The 15,655-nt window shown below is 71.3% G+C and carries 15 protein-coding genes; 7 read left to right on the top strand and 8 right to left on the bottom strand.

What is annotated here, in order from left to right:
- Positions 1-102: 102 nt before the first annotated feature.
- Positions 103-687 carry a DUF2017 domain-containing protein gene (locus tag ACFV9D_RS16780; RefSeq protein WP_385146101.1) on the bottom strand — a complete coding sequence of 195 codons (585 nt, stop codon included), beginning with the start codon at positions 685-687 and terminating at the stop codon, positions 103-105.
- Positions 687-992, bottom strand: coding sequence for an ATP-dependent Clp protease adapter ClpS (gene clpS / locus ACFV9D_RS16775; RefSeq protein ID WP_329120087.1), 306 nt, complete (start codon positions 990-992; stop codon positions 687-689). Before clpS ends, ACFV9D_RS16780 begins: the two co-directional genes overlap by 1 nt.
- A 100-nt stretch (positions 993-1,092) precedes the next feature.
- Between clpS and ACFV9D_RS16770 the strand changes: the two genes are divergently transcribed.
- Both ACFV9D_RS16770 and ACFV9D_RS16765 read left to right on the top strand, forming a co-directional pair.
- Positions 1,093-2,421 carry a nicotinate phosphoribosyltransferase gene (locus ACFV9D_RS16770; RefSeq protein WP_385146099.1) on the top strand — a complete coding sequence of 443 codons (1,329 nt, stop codon included), beginning with the start codon at positions 1,093-1,095 and terminating at the stop codon, positions 2,419-2,421.
- A gap of 99 nt (positions 2,422-2,520) precedes the next feature.
- On the top strand, positions 2,521-3,108 hold the full coding sequence (locus ACFV9D_RS16765; RefSeq protein ID WP_385146097.1) for an isochorismatase family protein: 588 nt from the start codon (positions 2,521-2,523) through the stop codon (positions 3,106-3,108).
- A 29-nt stretch (positions 3,109-3,137) separates the two neighbouring features.
- Here ACFV9D_RS16765 and ACFV9D_RS16760 read toward each other — a convergent pair whose 3' ends face one another.
- Complete coding sequence (locus ACFV9D_RS16760) at positions 3,138-3,464, bottom strand: hypothetical protein (RefSeq protein ID WP_385146095.1); 327 nt, start codon at positions 3,462-3,464, stop codon at positions 3,138-3,140.
- A gap of 123 nt (positions 3,465-3,587) precedes the next feature.
- The gene (locus ACFV9D_RS16755) at positions 3,588-6,029 is read right to left on the bottom strand and encodes an immune inhibitor A domain-containing protein (RefSeq protein WP_385146093.1); all 2,442 of its coding nucleotides are present in this window, start codon (positions 6,027-6,029) and stop codon (positions 3,588-3,590) included.
- Positions 6,030-6,409: 380 nt separating this feature from the next.
- Between ACFV9D_RS16755 and ACFV9D_RS16750 the strand changes: the two genes are divergently transcribed.
- Positions 6,410-6,685 carry a hypothetical protein gene (locus ACFV9D_RS16750; RefSeq protein ID WP_385146091.1) on the top strand — a complete coding sequence of 92 codons (276 nt, stop codon included), beginning with the start codon at positions 6,410-6,412 and terminating at the stop codon, positions 6,683-6,685.
- Between the two features lie 13 nt (positions 6,686-6,698).
- On the opposite strand, the gene ACFV9D_RS16745 is transcribed toward ACFV9D_RS16750, so the two are convergent.
- Complete coding sequence (locus ACFV9D_RS16745) at positions 6,699-7,448, bottom strand: RDD family protein (RefSeq protein ID WP_385146089.1); 750 nt, start codon at positions 7,446-7,448, stop codon at positions 6,699-6,701.
- A 165-nt stretch (positions 7,449-7,613) separates the two neighbouring features.
- Complete coding sequence (locus ACFV9D_RS16740; RefSeq protein WP_385146087.1) at positions 7,614-9,221, bottom strand: RDD family protein; 1,608 nt, start codon at positions 9,219-9,221, stop codon at positions 7,614-7,616.
- 275 nt (positions 9,222-9,496) lie between these two features.
- Here ACFV9D_RS16740 and ACFV9D_RS16735 point away from each other — a divergent pair, with 275 nt between their 5' ends.
- Positions 9,497-9,988, top strand: a complete 492-nt coding sequence (locus ACFV9D_RS16735) for an SsgA family sporulation/cell division regulator (protein WP_385146085.1) — start codon at positions 9,497-9,499, stop codon at positions 9,986-9,988.
- Positions 9,989-9,996: 8 nt separating this feature from the next.
- Here ACFV9D_RS16735 and ACFV9D_RS16730 read toward each other — a convergent pair whose 3' ends face one another.
- Positions 9,997-11,376: an FAD-binding oxidoreductase gene (locus ACFV9D_RS16730; protein WP_385146083.1), complete on the bottom strand. Its 1,380-nt coding sequence runs from the start codon at positions 11,374-11,376 to the stop codon at positions 9,997-9,999.
- Positions 11,377-11,464: 88 nt separating this feature from the next.
- On the opposite strand from ACFV9D_RS16730, the gene ACFV9D_RS16725 reads away from it, so the two are divergent.
- The gene (locus ACFV9D_RS16725) at positions 11,465-12,874 is read left to right on the top strand and encodes a tetratricopeptide repeat protein (RefSeq protein WP_385146081.1); all 1,410 of its coding nucleotides are present in this window, start codon (positions 11,465-11,467) and stop codon (positions 12,872-12,874) included.
- A gap of 339 nt (positions 12,875-13,213) precedes the next feature.
- Here the strand turns inward: ACFV9D_RS16725 and hppD are convergent, their stop codons facing one another.
- Positions 13,214-14,359 (bottom strand): 4-hydroxyphenylpyruvate dioxygenase, encoded by a 1,146-nt coding sequence (gene hppD / locus ACFV9D_RS16720; protein ID WP_385146079.1) that lies wholly within the window; start codon positions 14,357-14,359, stop codon positions 13,214-13,216.
- A gap of 121 nt (positions 14,360-14,480) precedes the next feature.
- Here hppD and ACFV9D_RS16715 point away from each other — a divergent pair, with 121 nt between their 5' ends.
- Positions 14,481-14,954, top strand: coding sequence for an Lrp/AsnC family transcriptional regulator (locus ACFV9D_RS16715; RefSeq protein ID WP_385146077.1), 474 nt, complete (start codon positions 14,481-14,483; stop codon positions 14,952-14,954).
- Positions 14,955-15,046: 92 nt separating this feature from the next.
- Positions 15,047-15,628, top strand: a complete 582-nt coding sequence (locus ACFV9D_RS16710; protein ID WP_385146075.1) for an ArsR/SmtB family transcription factor — start codon at positions 15,047-15,049, stop codon at positions 15,626-15,628.
- The last annotated feature ends 27 nt before the right edge of the window (positions 15,629-15,655 follow it).

Here is a 15,655-nt window from a genome sequence, read left to right as displayed (position 1 = left end):
GCCACATGAAAAAGGGGGCAAAAGCCACTCAAGAGGACCAGTAAGAACACTTTGGTGACGTATTCGTTATCCGGATTTGAGTGTCCGCTGAGCGAACGGCGCTCAATCGCCGGGCATCAGGGTCTCGACGAGCGACTCCTGGAGCGCGCCGAGCCACAGATACGCCATCACCATCGGCTTGCGCGGATCGGAGTCCGGCAGCCGGTAGAGGTCCCCGCTCTCGTCCTCGTCGGTGACCTCGAGACGGGTCCCGATGGTGAGCCGGAGGTCGTTGAGCGCGCCGAGCCAGGCCCGGGACTCGTCGGCGGTGAGCTTGAGGATCGCGCCGCCCTCACCGGACGAGACGAGCGCGTCCAGGCTGCGGATCACCGCGAGGGCGTCCTCGCGCTTGCGCGCCCGCAGGTCGTTCTCGGTGTAGCGGCGGAAGTCGGCCGCGGCCGCCCGCAGCTCCTCGTCCTCGTCGCCGTACGCGTCGGGGAAGAGCCGCTTGAGGGCGGGATCGCTCGGCGGCTCGCTCGGACCTTCGGCGAAGAGCGCGGCCAGCGGGTCCTCGCCCTCCACCGGCTCGTCGCCCGGCCCGATCAGTTCCAGGAGCTGGACGGCGAGGGAGCGCAGGATGGAGATCTCGACCTCGTCGAGCGCGACGGCCGCGCCGCCGCCGGGCAGCGCCTCGAAATGGCCCGCCATCAGCCGCGGTCCTGGGTCAGGGTCGCCCACAGTCCGTAGCCGTGCATCGCCTGCACGTCCCGTTCCATCTCCTCGCGAGTGCCGCTGGAGACCACCGCGCGGCCCTTGTGGTGCACGTCGAGCATCAGCTTGTGCGCCTTGTCCTTGGAGTAACCGAAGTACGCCTGGAAGACGTAGGTCACATAGCTCATCAGGTTGACCGGATCGTTGTGGACGAGGGTCACCCACGGCACGTCCGGCTCGACGACCGCGTGGGTCTCCTCGGCCGATTCCGTACGTTCGATCTCAATAGGCGCGACGCTCACTTACCCCATGCTGCCACCTCGGAAGGGGCGTCGCACAAACGGGTCACCCCGCTGCACGAGAAATCGTCACTCTGACGATTTCTCGTGTAGCATCGCTGACATGAACGCTGCGGACCTTGGGCTCCCGGTGGACGTGCCGTCGACCGCGCTCTTCACCGACCAGTACGAGCTGACCATGCTGCAGGCGGCCCTCCGGGGCGGCACCGCCGACCGGCGCTCCGTCTTCGAGGTCTTCACCCGTCGCCTGCCCGAGGGGCGGCGCTACGGCGTGGTGGCCGGGATCGGACGGGTCCTGGACGCCGTCGAGAACTTCCGCTTCGACGCGGGCGTGCTCGGCTTCCTGCGCGACCAGGGCATCGTCGACGAGCCGACGCTGAAGTGGCTGGCCGGCTACCGCTTCTCCGGGGACATCTGGGGCTACCCCGAGGGCGAGGTGTACTTCCCCGGCTCCCCGATCCTGCGGGTCGAGGGCTCCTTCGCCGAGTGCGTGCTCCTGGAGACCGTCATCCTCTCGATCCTCAACCACGACTCGGCCATCGCGGCGGCCGCCTCCCGGATGTCGGCCGCTGCCGGCGGCCGGCGGCTGATCGAGATGGGCGCCCGGCGCACCCACGAGCTGGCCGCCGTCGCCTCCGCGCGAGCGGCCTACGTCGGCGGCTTCGACTCCACCTCGGACCTGGCGGCCGGCTTCCGCTACGGCATCCCGACCGTCGGCACCTCCGCGCACGCCTTCACCCTGCTGCACGACAGCGAGCGCGACGCCTTCCAGGCCCAGGTGGCCACGCTGGGCCGCGGTACGACACTGCTCGTCGACACCTACGACATCGCCGAGGCCGTCCGTACCGCCGTCGAGGTGGCCGGACCGGAGCTCGGAGCCGTCCGGATCGACTCCGGGGACCTGCTGCTCGTGGCGCACCGGGTGCGGGCCCAGCTCGACGAGCTGGGCGCGAGGGACACCAAGATCGTGTGCACCTCGGACCTGGACGAGTACGCCATCGCCTCGCTGGCGGCGGCTCCGGTCGACGCGTACGGAGTGGGCACGCAGCTGGTCACCGGCAGCGGGCACCCGACCTGCTCGATGGTCTACAAGCTGGTCGCCCGGGCCCAGTCGGCCGACCCGAAGGCACCGCTGACCGCGGTCGCCAAGAAGTCGCTGGGCGGCAAGACCTCGATCGGCGGCCGCAAGTGGGCCGCGCGGCGGACCGACGCGGAAGGCGTCGCGGAGACGGAGGTCGTCGGCACGGGCCCGGTACCGGCCGAACTCGCCGACCGGCAGCTCCTCGTCGAGCTGGTCAAGGGCGGTGACGTGGTGGCCCGCGAACCGCTGGAGGCCGCGCGGTCGCGGCACATCGCGGCGCGGGCCGGGCTGCCGATGTCGGCCATCCAGCTGTCGCGGGGCGAGCCGGTGCTGCCGACGGAGTACGTGTAAGGAGTAGGTGTTTCACCCTGCGAGGCCCCCTCCCGAAGGGAGGGGGAAGTCTCTAGGCTCGAAGCCATTCCCCCTTCCGACCCGCTAAGGACACCCGCCATGCACCGCGCATTGATCGTCGTGGACGTTCAGAACGACTTCTGCGAGGGCGGCAGCCTCGCGGTGGCGGGGGGAGCGGACGTCGCCGCCGCCATCACCGACCTGGTCGGGGAGGCGGCGGGCGCCGCGTACCAGCACGTGGTGGCCACCCGTGACCACCACGTCGACCCGGGCGACCACTTCTCGGACGCGCCCGACTACGTGACCTCCTGGCCGGTGCACTGCGTCGCCGGCACCGAGGGCGTGGGCTTCCACCCGAACTTCGCGCCCGCGGTGGCCTCCGGGGCGATCGACGCGGTCTTCGACAAGGGGGCGTACGAGGCGGCGTACAGCGGCTTCGAGGGGCGCGACGAGAACGGCCTCACGCTCGCGGAGTGGCTGCGGGCGCACGACGTGGACGAGGTCGACGTCGTGGGGATCGCGACGGACCACTGCGTACGGGCGACGGCGCTGGACGCGGCGCGGGAGGGGTTCCGGACGCAGGTGCTCCTCGACCTGACGGCCGGGGTTGCGAAGCCGACCACGGAGCGGGCCCTCGAAGAGCTGAAGGCGGCGGGGGTCGAGCTGACCGGGAAGCCCGTGGTCTAGGGCCCCGGCCATGATCCGCCGGACAGGCCCTAGGCCGCCCCGGCGGCGTGTAGGCCCACGACCGGTTCCTTCGGCAGCGAGCGTATCGAGTGCCAGAGCTCGTGGGGCGCCGTGCGCCACAGGAGGCCGTCCGGGTGGTGGAGGACCGCGGTGATCTCGTCCGGGGTCGGGGGTTCCGTGTTGCCGCGGAGGTACACCGCGCGGAGCCCGAGGTTCCGCAGCCTGGTCAGGGCGCGGGCACGGTTCGCGGCGTGCACCAGGAAGCGGACCGTGGCCCCGTCTCCGGCCGGGCTCGGCAGCCCGATGGCGACGACCACGCTGCCTCCCGGCAACTTGCAAAACCCTCCACCGGGCATGCCGAAACCACTCCCCCGTGAGCTCGCTGTCAATAAGAGATCCGTCAGACGCACCTAAACACGATCGGCCGCCGCCCGCTAGAGGGCGACGGCCGATCATGACTTGACCTGCGACGATGCAGATTACTTCGTCGACGGACCCACCTGGACCGTGATCGTCTCGCCGTTCTTCGGCTCCTTGACGACCGTGATCTTGGTGTTGGTGTCAGTTACACGGACACCCGCTCGCTCGGTCTCCTGGAACCAGTACGTGCCCTTGCGGTCGTCGAAGACCGGGTTGCCGGCCTGCGGCTTGATCCACGCCGGGACGTCCGCCTTGTGGAGCTGGAAGGCGTCGGTGCGGTAGGTGCCGAAGGGCGCGTCGTGGGACTGGATGCGGTTGCGCATCAGCGTGCCGTCGGTCCACTTCAGCGGCGTCGGGTGCGCGTCGACCGGAAGGACGAGGCCCTGGCCCGGGTGGACGGCCGTGTTGTTGTCCTTCTGCGAGGTGTCCCACAGCCAGACGAGCAGACCGTTCTGGTACGGGTAGTGCTCGACCCAGCTCGCCTTGTCACCCGCGAAACCGAAGTTGTACGGGCCGACCTTGAGGGTCGCGTCGTACGAGACGTACTGGCGGTTCTCCGCGAGGTAGTACTGCTCGTACTCGTTCGTGAAGCTCTTGCCGATCCGCGAGAAGCCCTTCGCCGTCCAGCCGTTGTCACCGTTCTCGGCGTTGTCCGAGAAGACGGTGGCGCCGTCGGCGGTCAGCGTGATGGCGTCGGCCGCGAAGCCCTTGCCGCCCGCGCCGCCGTCCGTCTGGTAGCGGAAGCGGAGGTCGAACTTCTTGCCCGCGTAGGCGTCCAGCGGGAAGGCGAGCGACTTGTACGCGCCGGAGACGTCGGTCAGCGCCGGGGCGCCGCTCGCGTCGCGCGGCAGCGGCTTGCCGTCCACCGTGCCGTCCAGGGCGGTCCAGTTGGCGCCGCCGTCCGTCGACACCTCGGTGTAGAGGTAGTCGTAGTCCAGCTCGATGTCGTACCAGCCCTTGAGCTCCAGGGCGGCCTTGGACTTGCCGGTGAGGTCGACCGAGCGGGTCAGGGTGTTCTTGAGGTCGTCACCCATGTCGCTCCACCACTGCGTGGCACCCTCGGCGGGCGCGACGACCTCGGTGGTGACCTGCTTCTTCGGCAGCTCGACGACGAGCGCCTGCGGGTTCTTGGTGTTGTACTCGGCCACGCCCAGCTTGTGGATGGACTTCGTACCGCGCTGCTCGTTGCTCACCTTGGTGTAGTTGAGCCAGCCGAGCTGGAGCTTGTCCCAGGCGGTCATGTCGCCGGGCAGGTCGCCGATGGACTCCTTGCCCCGGCCGAGCCAGGAGCCGGAGGACATCAGGGACCAGAAACCGGTCGAGTTCTCGGCGCCCGGCTTGCCCGAGGTGTCGTACAGGTCGGGCAGACCCAGGTCGTGGCCGTACTCGTGGGCGAAGACGCCGAGGCCGCCGTTCTCGGGCTGCATCGTGTAGTCGCCGACCCAGATGCCGGTGTCGCCGATCTGCGTGCCGCCGGACTTGTTGTTCGCCGGGCCGCTCTTGCCCGCGTCCGTGCCGTACGCGTACCAGCGGTGGGCCCACAGGGCGTCGCCGCCCTGGTCGCCGCCGCCCGCCGACTCGTCCTCGCCGGCGTGGACGATCTGGAAGTGGTCGATGTAGCCGTCGGCCTCGTTGAAGTTGCCGTCGGCGTCGAAGTCGTAGCGGTCCCACTGGTCGTACTGCGCCATGTCGGCCTTGATCTGGGCGTCGGTGCGCCCCTTGGCCTTCTGGTCGGCGACCCACGCCGTGACACCGTCACGGACGGCGTCCCAGACGTTGGCGCAGTTGCTGTTGCCGCAGTAGTTCGAGCCGTAACGGGCCTCGTTGTACTGGACCTTGACCCAGTCCGAGACGCCACCCTCGACCGAGTAGCGGCCCGAGGAGGTCTTCTCGTAGTACGTCTTCAGGGACTGCTTCGGCCGGCCGTCCTTGTCCTTGCCGGTGCCGAAGTACAGGTCCTGGAAGTGCTGCTGGTTGTAGTCCTTCTGCCAGGCCGTCGAGTTGTCCTTCGCACGGTCCGGCTCGGCTATCCGGTTGTGCAGCGGGCCGGGCGTGCCGCCGAACTTCGGCTTGGGCTCGGTGGTGTCGTCGTCGGCGCGGTCCACCAGGGTGGTGTTGTCGACCTGGTCGCCGAACTCGACGAGGATCGTGAAGATCTTGTCGGTCTTCTCCCGGCCCAGCTCGACGTACTTCTTGCTGTCGAGCTTGACGACCTGGGAGCCGCCGCGGCGCTCGACCTTGGTCTCACCGCTCAGCACCTGCTCGAGCGCGGCCTTGCGCTGCTGCTCCTGCTGCTTGCTGTACGGGCCCTCGAGGTCGTGGTCGACCGCGGTCTTGTCCACGCCGGCACCCTGAGACGGGTCCTGGCGCTCGATGCCGGCCGGCGCGCCCGGGCCCTTGTCGTCGGCCCAAGCGGTGCCGAAAGTCGAGGCGGTGGCGGCGGTGGCCGCGAGCGCCACGACGACTGCGGACGCTCTGATCGCCCGTCGTCTGTTGGTCACTTGATCTGTTCCTCCCCGGCGCCCGCGACCGCGCGGACCGAAGGTGGGGCGTCCGCGGGCGGGGTCGCGCGTCACAAGTGACGACATTCGACCGGAGTTACGAGAGAAAAGACAGACCTTGACTTGAACAGACCAACTGCACTATGCAGGAGTCGATTTCCGCTATCCGGACGTCGACCGTACGTCCACCAGGCGCACCGGCAAGGGTGGTTGGCGCAGACCATGACTCCATGCGCCCCTTGTGCATCCATACCGTGGGTTAGGTCACGCTTACTACCCGTTTCGCTCGGGCATTCACCGACGTAGAGTCGCTCGGGTGGGGCCCACCCGGCGCCAGCCAGGGGAGCGACCAGCCGATGCATCGAGGGACGGTACCCGTCATGCCGCGTCCGAACGCCGCACAGCTCGCCTATGGTTCGGCCACCGTCGTCTTCTCGACCGTCGCCCTGCTGCTGCTGTCCCGCACCACGACCGCGCTGGGGATCGTCGTGATCAGCGCCGCCGGGCTGCTTGTCGGGCTGCTGGTCGCGGTGACGATCCCGGTGCACCGCAAGGCGCCCGCACCCGTGCCGCCGCTCCCCCGGAACGACGAGATCCGGGTACCGGCCGCGCGCGTGGGCGCGGGGGCCGATACCCGGATCGGTTCGAGCTCGTAGCGCTGCGCGCTGCCTACTGCGGCACGGACACCACCACGGTCTTGGCCGCCTTGTCGTGCAGGCCCTGCTTGTAGGGCTTGTCGACCAGGATCAGGATGAGCAGGAGCAGCGGCCACAGGCAGGCGCAGCAGATCAGCGCGGGCAGCCAGAGCACGACGGCGCGGATCAGCGAGGCGTTCATCGGCGGTGTGGAGCCGTCGTTGAGCATCGCGACCCGCAGCTTCATCCACTTCTTGCCGAAGGTCTGGCCGCTCTTCGCCACCATCAGGGTGTCGTACCCGACGTACGCGACGATGGTGATGAGCTGGAAGACGAGACCGGTGCCCGTGCTCGTCGCGGTGATGGTGTCGCCGAAGTCGTCGCTGTCGGTCGCCCGGTCGTAGACGTTGAACGGGATGCCGATGACGGCGAGCGGAATGGCGACGATCAGCCAGTCGACGATCCGCGCGAGGATGCGCTTGCCGGAGTCGGCGAGCGGCGGCATCCCGGCCAGCGGATCCGTACCGCCGTAACCGCCCCCGCCGCCGTAGGGCTGGGAGCCGTACGGCGGGGGCGGCGGCGGAACGTTGTCGTACGGGGAGCCGGGCGGCGGGCCCCCCGGCGAGGGGCCTCCGGGCGGCGGACCTCCGGGCGGGGGTCCTTCGGGGGGAGGCGGCTCGCTCCCGTACGGAGAGCCCGCCGACGGCGGCGTGGGCTCCTGCGGCTTCTTGAGGAACGGGTCGTCCTCGGGCGGCTGGCCGGACGTCGGCTGGTCGTTGCTCATGGGGGCAGTGCATCCCGCGGGGCAGTGCCCCGCAAGGAATCGCCGCCCGTTCGAGGGACCGCCGTACGGGCCTCGCGTTGACGGGCCGGGTGTTGACGGGACCGGTGCCGACGGGCCGGTGCCGACGGGACCGGTGCCGACGGGCCGGTGCCGACGGCCCTCCGGCTAACCGGCCACGAAGGTGTGCGCCGCCTTGTCGTGCCAGCACTGCCGCCAGGGGCGGTCGAAGAGGCACCACAGGACGTTGAGGACACCGAGGACCAGGAGCCCCAGGACGCTGTAGACGAGCCAGCGGCGCAGGGCCGCACCGAACGTCGGCGGCTCGTGCGCCTCGATGTCCCGCACCTGGAGACCGCAGAGCTTCTTCCCGAGCGTGCGGCCCCACTTTGCGGTGGGCAGCGCCTCGTACAGCACGCCGAGGACGAGGAGGGCGGCGAGCACGATCCCGAAGTTGAGGGAGGTGGTGCCGTCCAGGAGCCAGACCTGGACCGTGGTCCCGGACTGCTTGGCCGCCTCGATCTTGGCGTCGATGTGGTCGAGCGCCTGGACCACGAAGGGGAAGGACGCCCCTCCGACGAGGGCGCCGAGGACGAGGGTGTCGACGAGCCGGGCGACGAGGCGCTTGCCGAGACCGGCGGGGCGGGCCGCGGCCTGGGCCCGGGCCGCCTGGAGGAACGGGTCCTCGACGGGCGGCTTCCACGGGAGGACGGGCTCCGCTTCGGCCTGCGGGCCGGCAGCGGCGGCGGGCTGCGCGAGCTGCTGGACCTGCTGGGGCCAGGAGGGGGCACCGCCGCCGGGGCCGGTGGTCACGGGGGCGGGGGCGGGGGCCGCTGCGGCCTGGCCGGGCACGTGCGGGGCCTGGGCGCTGCCCTGCCGCGCCTGCGGGCCGAGCGCACCGGACGCCTCCCGGGTGCCGTGCGGGCTCTGCGCGCCGGGCGATCCGGGCGCGCCCTGCGGGGCCGTCAGGGCCTGCGGGCCCTGCGCGGCCGGCGTGGCCTGCGCGCCGCCCGCGCCCTGACCGAGCTGACCGCCCTGCGGCGCCCGTACGGCCTGGGAAGCCTGCGCGCCCGCCGCGCCCTGCGGCGGGAGGGCGCGGATCGTCATCGTGCCTTCCGGCACCTGGGCCTGCGCCTCCGGCTTCGCCTGCCGTACGCCGGGCAGCGCGCCGCCCGTCGGGTCGGCGGCCGCAGCCGGGGTCACCGGCATTCCGCCGAGCCGGGCGGCCGGGGACGTGGCCGCGGGGCGCGCGGCGGGTCCGGGCGCGGGCGCGGGGTTCGTCCCCCGCCCGGCGGCCACGCGCGGATCCTGCGCGGGCACCTGGGCCTGCGGCCGCTCGCCGGCGCCGGAACCCTGGGCTCCCGTACGGGTCGCGGGCTCCGCGTCCGGCGCGCCCCAGGAGACCCGCTGGTCACGGTCGCCGCCGAAGCCGGTCTGGCGCGAGACGTCCGCCTGCCAGGCCGAGGCCGGTTCGGGCTCGGGTCGTGTCTCGGTGAGCGGCTCCTCGTCCAGGAAGACGGGCCCGGTCTCCTCCACGGCGGGCACCGGAGTGGAGGGGACCACGGGTGCGGGCGAGGGGTTCGGGGCCAGCGCCGGTCCGGCGGGCATCACCCCGGCCGGGGCGGCCGGCGGCGCCTCGCCGTCCTTGGGCGCGGGCCGGCTCGTCCCGGGCACCCAGGCGCCCCCGTTCCAGTACCGGATATATCCGGGAATGGACGGGTCCGGGTAGTACCCGGCCTGCGGTACCTCTCCGCCGCCTCCAGGAGGAGTAGCCACTGCCCCGACTCCGTTCCGTCACAACGCTTGTCTCAGGGAGGACAGTAACGAAGAACGCCGCCCCGGGAACAAGGAGGCCGACAGAAACCCGCCTTCGAGCGACATACCCACAGAACCCGCCACTCACCGTCACGCTCAGGCCGACGATCCCCCCGGATCGGGCCGCGAAAAACTCCTCGAAAAAATTCTCCGAAGTCGCGTAATGGCCGGCGCCCACCCCGCTCTCTTCCTGTGCGGGCCCACCCGGGGCCCCGTACCGGAGAGGCGGAGACACCATGCAGAACACCGAGAACACCCTCGTCGAGCGCGAGCTGGAGCTGAAGCTGGTGCTCTCCCCCGAGCGCTCCATCCCCGTGCCCGCCCGGCTCGCCTACCGCACCGACGACCCGTACGCCGTGCACATCACCTTCCACATCGGCTCGGACCACCCCGTCAACTGGACGTTCGCCCGCGAGCTCCTCGTCGAGGGCGTCTTCCGGCCGTGCGGTCACGGAGACGTCCGCATCTGGCCCACGAAGGTCGACGGGCGCAACGTCGTCCTGATGGCGCTCTCCTCCCCCGACGGCGACGCGCTGCTCGAGGCGCCCTCCGCGCAGGTGTCCGCATGGCTGGAGCGGACCCTGCGCGCCGTTCCGCCCGGCACCGAGTCCGAGCAGCTCGGCATCGACGACGGGCTGGCCGAGCTCCTGGCCACCACCGCGCCGGCCGACGAGCTGTGGCTGCGCGACCCGTGGCCGTCGGACGAGTCCCAGGAGGGGGAGCTGTGAGGGGTCGTTCAGAACAGCTTTCCGGGGTTGAGGATCCCCAGCGGGTCGAAGGTCCGCTTGATGCCCTGCTGCAGCTCCACGCCCACCGGCCCCAACTCCCGTGCCAGCCACTCCTTCTTCAGCACGCCCACGCCGTGCTCGCCGGTGATCGTGCCGCCCAGCTCCAGACCGAGCGCCATGATCTCGTCGAAGGACTCCCGAGCCCGCCGCGACTCGTCCTCGTCCGCGTGGTCGAAGCAGACGACGGGGTGGGTGTTGCCGTCGCCCGCGTGCGCGCAGACGCCGATCGTCAGGTCGTACTTCGCGGCGATGGCGGAGGTGCCCTCGAGCATCGCGGCCAGCTTCGTGCGCGGCACGCAGACGTCGTCGATCATCGTCGCGGACTTGATCGTCTCCAGGGCGGTCAGCGACATCCGGCGCGCCTGGAGGAGGAGTTCGGACTCGGCGGCGTCCTCGGCCGGGACGACCTCGGTGGCCCCGGCCGCCGCGCACAGCTCCCCGACGGCCGCGAGATCGGCGGCCGGGTCCGGGGTGTCGAAGGCGCACAGGAGCAGCGCCTCCGTGGTGTTCGGCAGCCCCATGTTCGCCAGCTTGTTGACGGCGCGGATGGTGGTGCCGTCCATCAGCTCGAGCAGAGACGGCGTATGGCCGCGCTCCATGATCGCGCAGACGGCGTCGCAGGCCGCCGCCGAAGAGGGGAACTCGGCGGCGAGCGCGAGCTGTACGGGCGGTTGCGGCCGGAGCGCGAGGGTCGCGCCGACGACGATGCCGAGGCTGCCCTCCGAGCCGACGAAGAGCCGGGTCAGGTCGTAACCGGCGACGCCCTTGGCGGTGCGCCGGCCGGTGGAGAGCAGCCGCCCGTCGGCGAGGACGACGTCCAGACCGAGGACGTACTCCGCCGTCACCCCGTACTTCACACAGCACAGGCCGCCCGACGCGGTGCCGATGTTCCCGCCGATGGTGCACGTCTCCCAGCTGGAGGGGTCCGGCGGGTAGTACAGGCCGTGCTCGTTGACGGCCCGGGACAGGACCGCGTTGACGACGCCCGGCTCGACGACGGCGACCCGGTCGACCGGGTTGATCTCCAGGATGCGGTCCATCTTGACCAGGGACAGCACGATGCAGCCCTCGGAGGCGTTCGCGGCGCCGGACAGGCCGGTGCGCGCGCCCTGGGGGACGACGGGGACGCGCAGCGCGGTCGCGGTGCGCATGACGTGCTGGACCTGCTCGACGGTGCGCGGGAGCACGACGACCGCGGGGGTGCCGGCCGTGCAGAAGCTCGCCATGTCGTTCGCGTAGGAGGCGGTGACGTCCGGGTCGGTGATCAGCGCCTCGGCGGGCAGGCCCGCGCGCAGGTCCGTGTGGAGCCGCGTCAGAAGATCGTCCATGCGTCCAGCGTGGCACCCGGGGCCATCGGTGTGAACCCGCCGGAGTGGGCGCTTCGTGTGCTCTTCGTACAGGCGCACAGTGAGCGGCATGAAGACGGAGAACGTGTCGAGGTCGGTCCTGGCCGCCGGGGTGGGGGCGGTGCTCGCGGCGACGGCCCTGCTGTACGCCCCCGATCTCGCCCCCGGCCTGTTCGACGACGGGACACCGCCCGCCCCCGGCGCCGCCGCGCGGGCGGCGATCGCGGCGAACGCGGGAGCGCCGGCCTCGCTGCCCGATCTGGCCGCGCTCATCGGCGACCGGGAGAAGTGGCTGACCGCGCACCCGACTGACGAGGCGTCATGGGCCGTGCTGGGCGCGGCCTATACGGAACGCGGCGCACGGCTCGGCGACGCCTCGTACTACCCACGTGCGGAGCGGGCGCTGAAGCGCTCGCTGGAGGTACGGCCGGCGGGGCGCGGGAACCTCGACGCGCAGCTGGGGCTCGGCGCCCTGGCGAACGCGCGGGGCGACTGGCGGACGGCGCGGACCTGGGGCGAGGCGGTCCGCAAGGAGGACCCGAAGCGCTGGTCGGCGTACCCGCTGCTGATCGACGCGTACAACGGGCTCGGGGAGTACAAGTCCGCCCAGAAGGCGCTCGCCACGCTGGAGGAGCTGCACACGGGCGGGGCGGTGCGCGCGCGGGCGGTGCAGATGTACCGCGACCGGGGCTGGCGGGAGGACGCGACGGCGGCGGCGAGCGACGCGGTGGCGCAGGCGGAGACGGAGGTGGAGAAGGCGGCGGCGCTGGCCCGGCTCGGCGATCTGGCCTGGGAGCGGGGCGAGCCGGAGGAGGCGCTCGCGCAGCACGGTTCGGCGCTGGGGCTCGTCAAGGACCACGGTCCGTCGTTGGCGGGGCGGGCGCGGGCGCTCGTGGCGCTCGGCCGTACGGACGAGGCGATCGTCGACTACCGGGCGGCGCTGGCGCGGCTGCCGCTGCCGGAGTACGTCCTGGAGGCGGGCGAGCTGTACGAGTCGCTGGGCCTGGACGAGGACGCGCGGAGCCAGTACGAGCTGCTGCGGACGCGGACGTGGGTCAACGCGGAGGCGGTTCTGGGCCTGTTCGAGGCGGACCACGGCGAGGCGGGCGCGGCGGTCCGGCGACTGAAGGCGGAGTGGGCGCGCGGTCACCGGTCGGTGCAGGTGGCGGACGCGCTGGGGTGGGCGCTGTACCGGGCGGGGGAGCCGAAGGAGGCGCTGGAGTACGCGAAGAGGGCGACGGACGAGGGGCTGCGGAGCGCGCTGTTCACGTACCACCGGGGCGAGATCGAGCGGGCGCTGGAGGCGTACGGCCCGGCCCGCCGCCACCTGGCGGAGGCGCTCCGGATCAACCCGAACTTCTCGCCCCTACTGGCCCCGAGGGCCCGCCAGTCCGCGACAGCCCTCGGCGACCCCCCGTCGGAACTCCCGAAGGAGCTGCGGCGAGACCCGCCGACAAAGCCCAAGGCACAGCTGCCCTGACCCCTCCGGGGTTGTGGGCAGGCGTTCCGCAGGGCGGAACGGGTGGGCACAACCCGACGACGGCGCCGTACCCGTGGGCACCGTACGGACCGGGGGCCTGGGCCCGGCAAGGGCGCCGTCCCGTGCGCCCACCCTCCCCCAGACTTCGTCCGGGGGGACCCCAGCCCCAGCGGGACAGTTGCCCACACGGGGGCGGGGTGGCGGGAACTGCCTCGGCACGCTCCGGCGCCACCCCCGCGGGCGCCGCAGCGTGCCGGCGCACGGAGGCGCCCCGGGCGGCCCCGGGTGCTCGCGGCGACGGGCCCGGGGCGGTCGCCCCGGGCCGTCGGCCGCTGCGGACTACAGGTTGCCGCGCTTCTCCTGCTCGCGCTCGATCGCCTCGAACAGGGCCTTGAAGTTGCCCTTGCCGAAGCCCATCGAGCCGTGGCGCTCGATCATCTCGAAGAAGACGGTCGGGCGGTCCTGGACCGGCTTGGTGAAGATCTGCAGCAGGTAGCCGTCCTCGTCGCGGTCGACGAGGATCTTCAGCTCCCGCAGCGTCTCGACGGGCACCCGGGTCTCGCCCGCCCACTCGCCGAGGGTGTCGTAGTACGAGTCCGGAGTGTCGAGGAACTGGACACCGGCGGCGCGCATCGAACGCACCGTCGCCACGATGTCGTTCGTCGCCAGCGCGATGTGCTGGACGCCCGCGCCGCCGTAGAACTCCAGGTACTCGTCGATCTGCGACTTCTTCTTCGCGATCGCCGGCTCGTTGATCGGGAACTTCACCTTCAGGGTGCCGTCGGCGACGACCTTCGACATCAGCGCCGAGTACTCGGTCGCGATGTCGTCGCCCACGAACTCCTTCATGTTCGTGAAGCCCATGACCTTGTTGTAGAAGGCCACCCACTCGTTCATCTTGCCGAGCTCGACGTTGCCGACGCAGTGGTCGATGGCCTGGAAGGTGCGCTTGGCCGGCGGCTCGACGATCGGGTTGGCGGCGACGTAACCCGGCAGGTACGGGCCGTCGTAGCCGGAGCGCTCGACGAGGGTGTGCCGGGTCTTGCCGTAGGTGGCGATGGCGGCGAGGACGACGGTGCCGTTCTCGTCCTTCACCTCGTACGGCTCGGTGAGGCCGGTGGCGCCGTGCTCGACGGCGTAGGCGTACGCGGCGCGCGCGTCGGGCACCTCGATCGCCAGGTCGACGACGCCGTCACCGTGCTCGGCGACGTGCTCGGCCAGGAAGCGGCCCCAGTCGGTGGCGACCTTGATGACGGAGGTGAACACGAAGCGGGCGGCGCCGTTCGTCAGGACGTAACTGGCGGTCTCGCGGCTGCCGTTCTCCGGTCCGGAGTACGCGACGAGCTTCATGCCGAAGGCCGTGGAGTAGTAGTGCGCGGCCTGCTTGGCGTTGCCGACGGCGAAGACGACCGCGTCCATGCCCTTCACGGGGAAGGGATCGGCCTGCCGCGCCGTGGAAGGGGTGTGATCGATGGTCTCAGTCATGACGGCAGAGTCCCGCCGATCGGCAAGCTGCGCAATAGTTCGCCTCCTGACTGGGCAATGTGCACAGCGACCAGCCAGTATGGACGGAGTACTTGTACAGGATGACCATGAGGAGGTCGCTGTGGCGATCGATCATCTGGACGGCCGGCTGATCGTGCTGCTCGCGCAGGAGCCGCGGATCGGGGTCCTGGAGGCCTCGCGCCGCCTCGGGGTGGCGCGCGGGACGGTGCAGGCGCGGCTCGACCGGCTCCAGGCCAACGGGGTGATCCGCGGGTTCGGCCCGCAGGTCGATCCGGCGGCGCTGGGCTATCCCGTGACCGCGTTCGCGACGCTGGAGATCAAGCAGGGCCAGGGCGCCGACGTCCGCGGCCATCTGGCGACCGTGCCCGAAGTGCTCGAACTGCACACGACCACCGGCCACGGGGACATGCTCTGCCGCCTGGTGGCCCGCTCCAACGCGGACCTCCAGCGGGTGATCGACCGGGTCGTCCGCTTCGAGGGCATCGTGCGGGCCTCCACGGCGATCGTGATGGAGAACCCCGTGCCGCTGCGGATCATCCCGCTGGTGGAGCAGGCGGCCACGGACGTCGACTGAGTTGCAGAGGAGTGCTTGCAGAGGATCGCTTGCAAAGAAGTAGTTGCAAAAAAGCCCTTGCAATGAGTTCTTTGCAACTCTAGGCTTGCCTCATGTCCGAGCCCGAGAAGCACCTGAGCCGCACACTCGACCCCCGCTCCCTGCGCGGGCTCGCCCACCCGCTCCGGATCCAGCTGCTGCGCGCCCTGCGTCATCACGGGCCCGCCACCGCCTCCCAACTGGCCGAGCGGCTCGGTGAGTCCAGCGGCGCGACCAGCTACCACCTGCGCCAGCTCGCCGCGCACGGCTTCGTCGAGGACGACCCGACCCAGGGCAAGGGCCGGGAGCGCTGGTGGAAGGCGGCCCAGCAGGGGACGGCCGTCGACGAGTCGCTGCACCGGAACGCGGACCCCGAGGTCCGGGGCGCGATGGAGGTCTATCTGCACGAGATAGCGACCATCCACACCCAGGAGCTGAACACCTGGCTCGGCACCCGCCACGACTGGGACGACGTCTGGGCCGGCTCCACCGACATGAGCGACTTCACGCTGACGCTCCCGCCCGAGCGGCTGCGCGAGCTCAACGCGAAGATCCACGAACTGATCGACAGCTACAAGGACAGCGCCGCCCGCGACGCGCCCGGCGCCGCCCGCGTACGGATGCACCTGCACTCGTTCCCGCAGCACGAGCACTGACGGAATCGACGGAAAGGGTCACACCGC

This window comes from Streptomyces sp. NPDC059875 (genome assembly GCF_042731085.1).
Taxonomy (GTDB): Bacteria; Actinomycetota; Actinomycetes; order Streptomycetales; family Streptomycetaceae; genus Streptomyces.
Note: the sequence above shows the minus strand (reverse complement) of the source record. Positions and strands in the feature narration are given on the sequence as shown.

Bases quoted from the DNA above. Each gene is read 5' to 3' on its own strand.
- ACFV9D_RS16780 (WP_385146101.1), bottom strand. From the start codon at position 687: ATGGCGGGCCATTTCGAGGCGCTGCCCGGCGGCGGCGCGGCCGTCGCG.
- ACFV9D_RS16770 (WP_385146099.1), top strand. From the start codon at position 1,093: ATGAACGCTGCGGACCTTGGGCTCCCGGTGGACGTGCCGTCGACCGCG.
- ACFV9D_RS16765 (WP_385146097.1), top strand. From the start codon at position 2,521: ATGCACCGCGCATTGATCGTCGTGGACGTTCAGAACGACTTCTGCGAG.
- ACFV9D_RS16760 (WP_385146095.1), bottom strand. From the start codon at position 3,464: ATGCCCGGTGGAGGGTTTTGCAAGTTGCCGGGAGGCAGCGTGGTCGTC.
- ACFV9D_RS16750 (WP_385146091.1), top strand. From the start codon at position 6,410: ATGCCGCGTCCGAACGCCGCACAGCTCGCCTATGGTTCGGCCACCGTC.
- ACFV9D_RS16745 (WP_385146089.1), bottom strand. From the start codon at position 7,448: ATGAGCAACGACCAGCCGACGTCCGGCCAGCCGCCCGAGGACGACCCG.
- ACFV9D_RS16735 (WP_385146085.1), top strand. From the start codon at position 9,497: ATGCAGAACACCGAGAACACCCTCGTCGAGCGCGAGCTGGAGCTGAAG.
- ACFV9D_RS16730 (WP_385146083.1), bottom strand. From the start codon at position 11,376: ATGGACGATCTTCTGACGCGGCTCCACACGGACCTGCGCGCGGGCCTG.
- ACFV9D_RS16725 (WP_385146081.1), top strand. From the start codon at position 11,465: ATGAAGACGGAGAACGTGTCGAGGTCGGTCCTGGCCGCCGGGGTGGGG.
- hppD (WP_385146079.1), bottom strand. From the start codon at position 14,359: ATGACTGAGACCATCGATCACACCCCTTCCACGGCGCGGCAGGCCGAT.
- ACFV9D_RS16710 (WP_385146075.1), top strand. From the start codon at position 15,047: ATGTCCGAGCCCGAGAAGCACCTGAGCCGCACACTCGACCCCCGCTCC.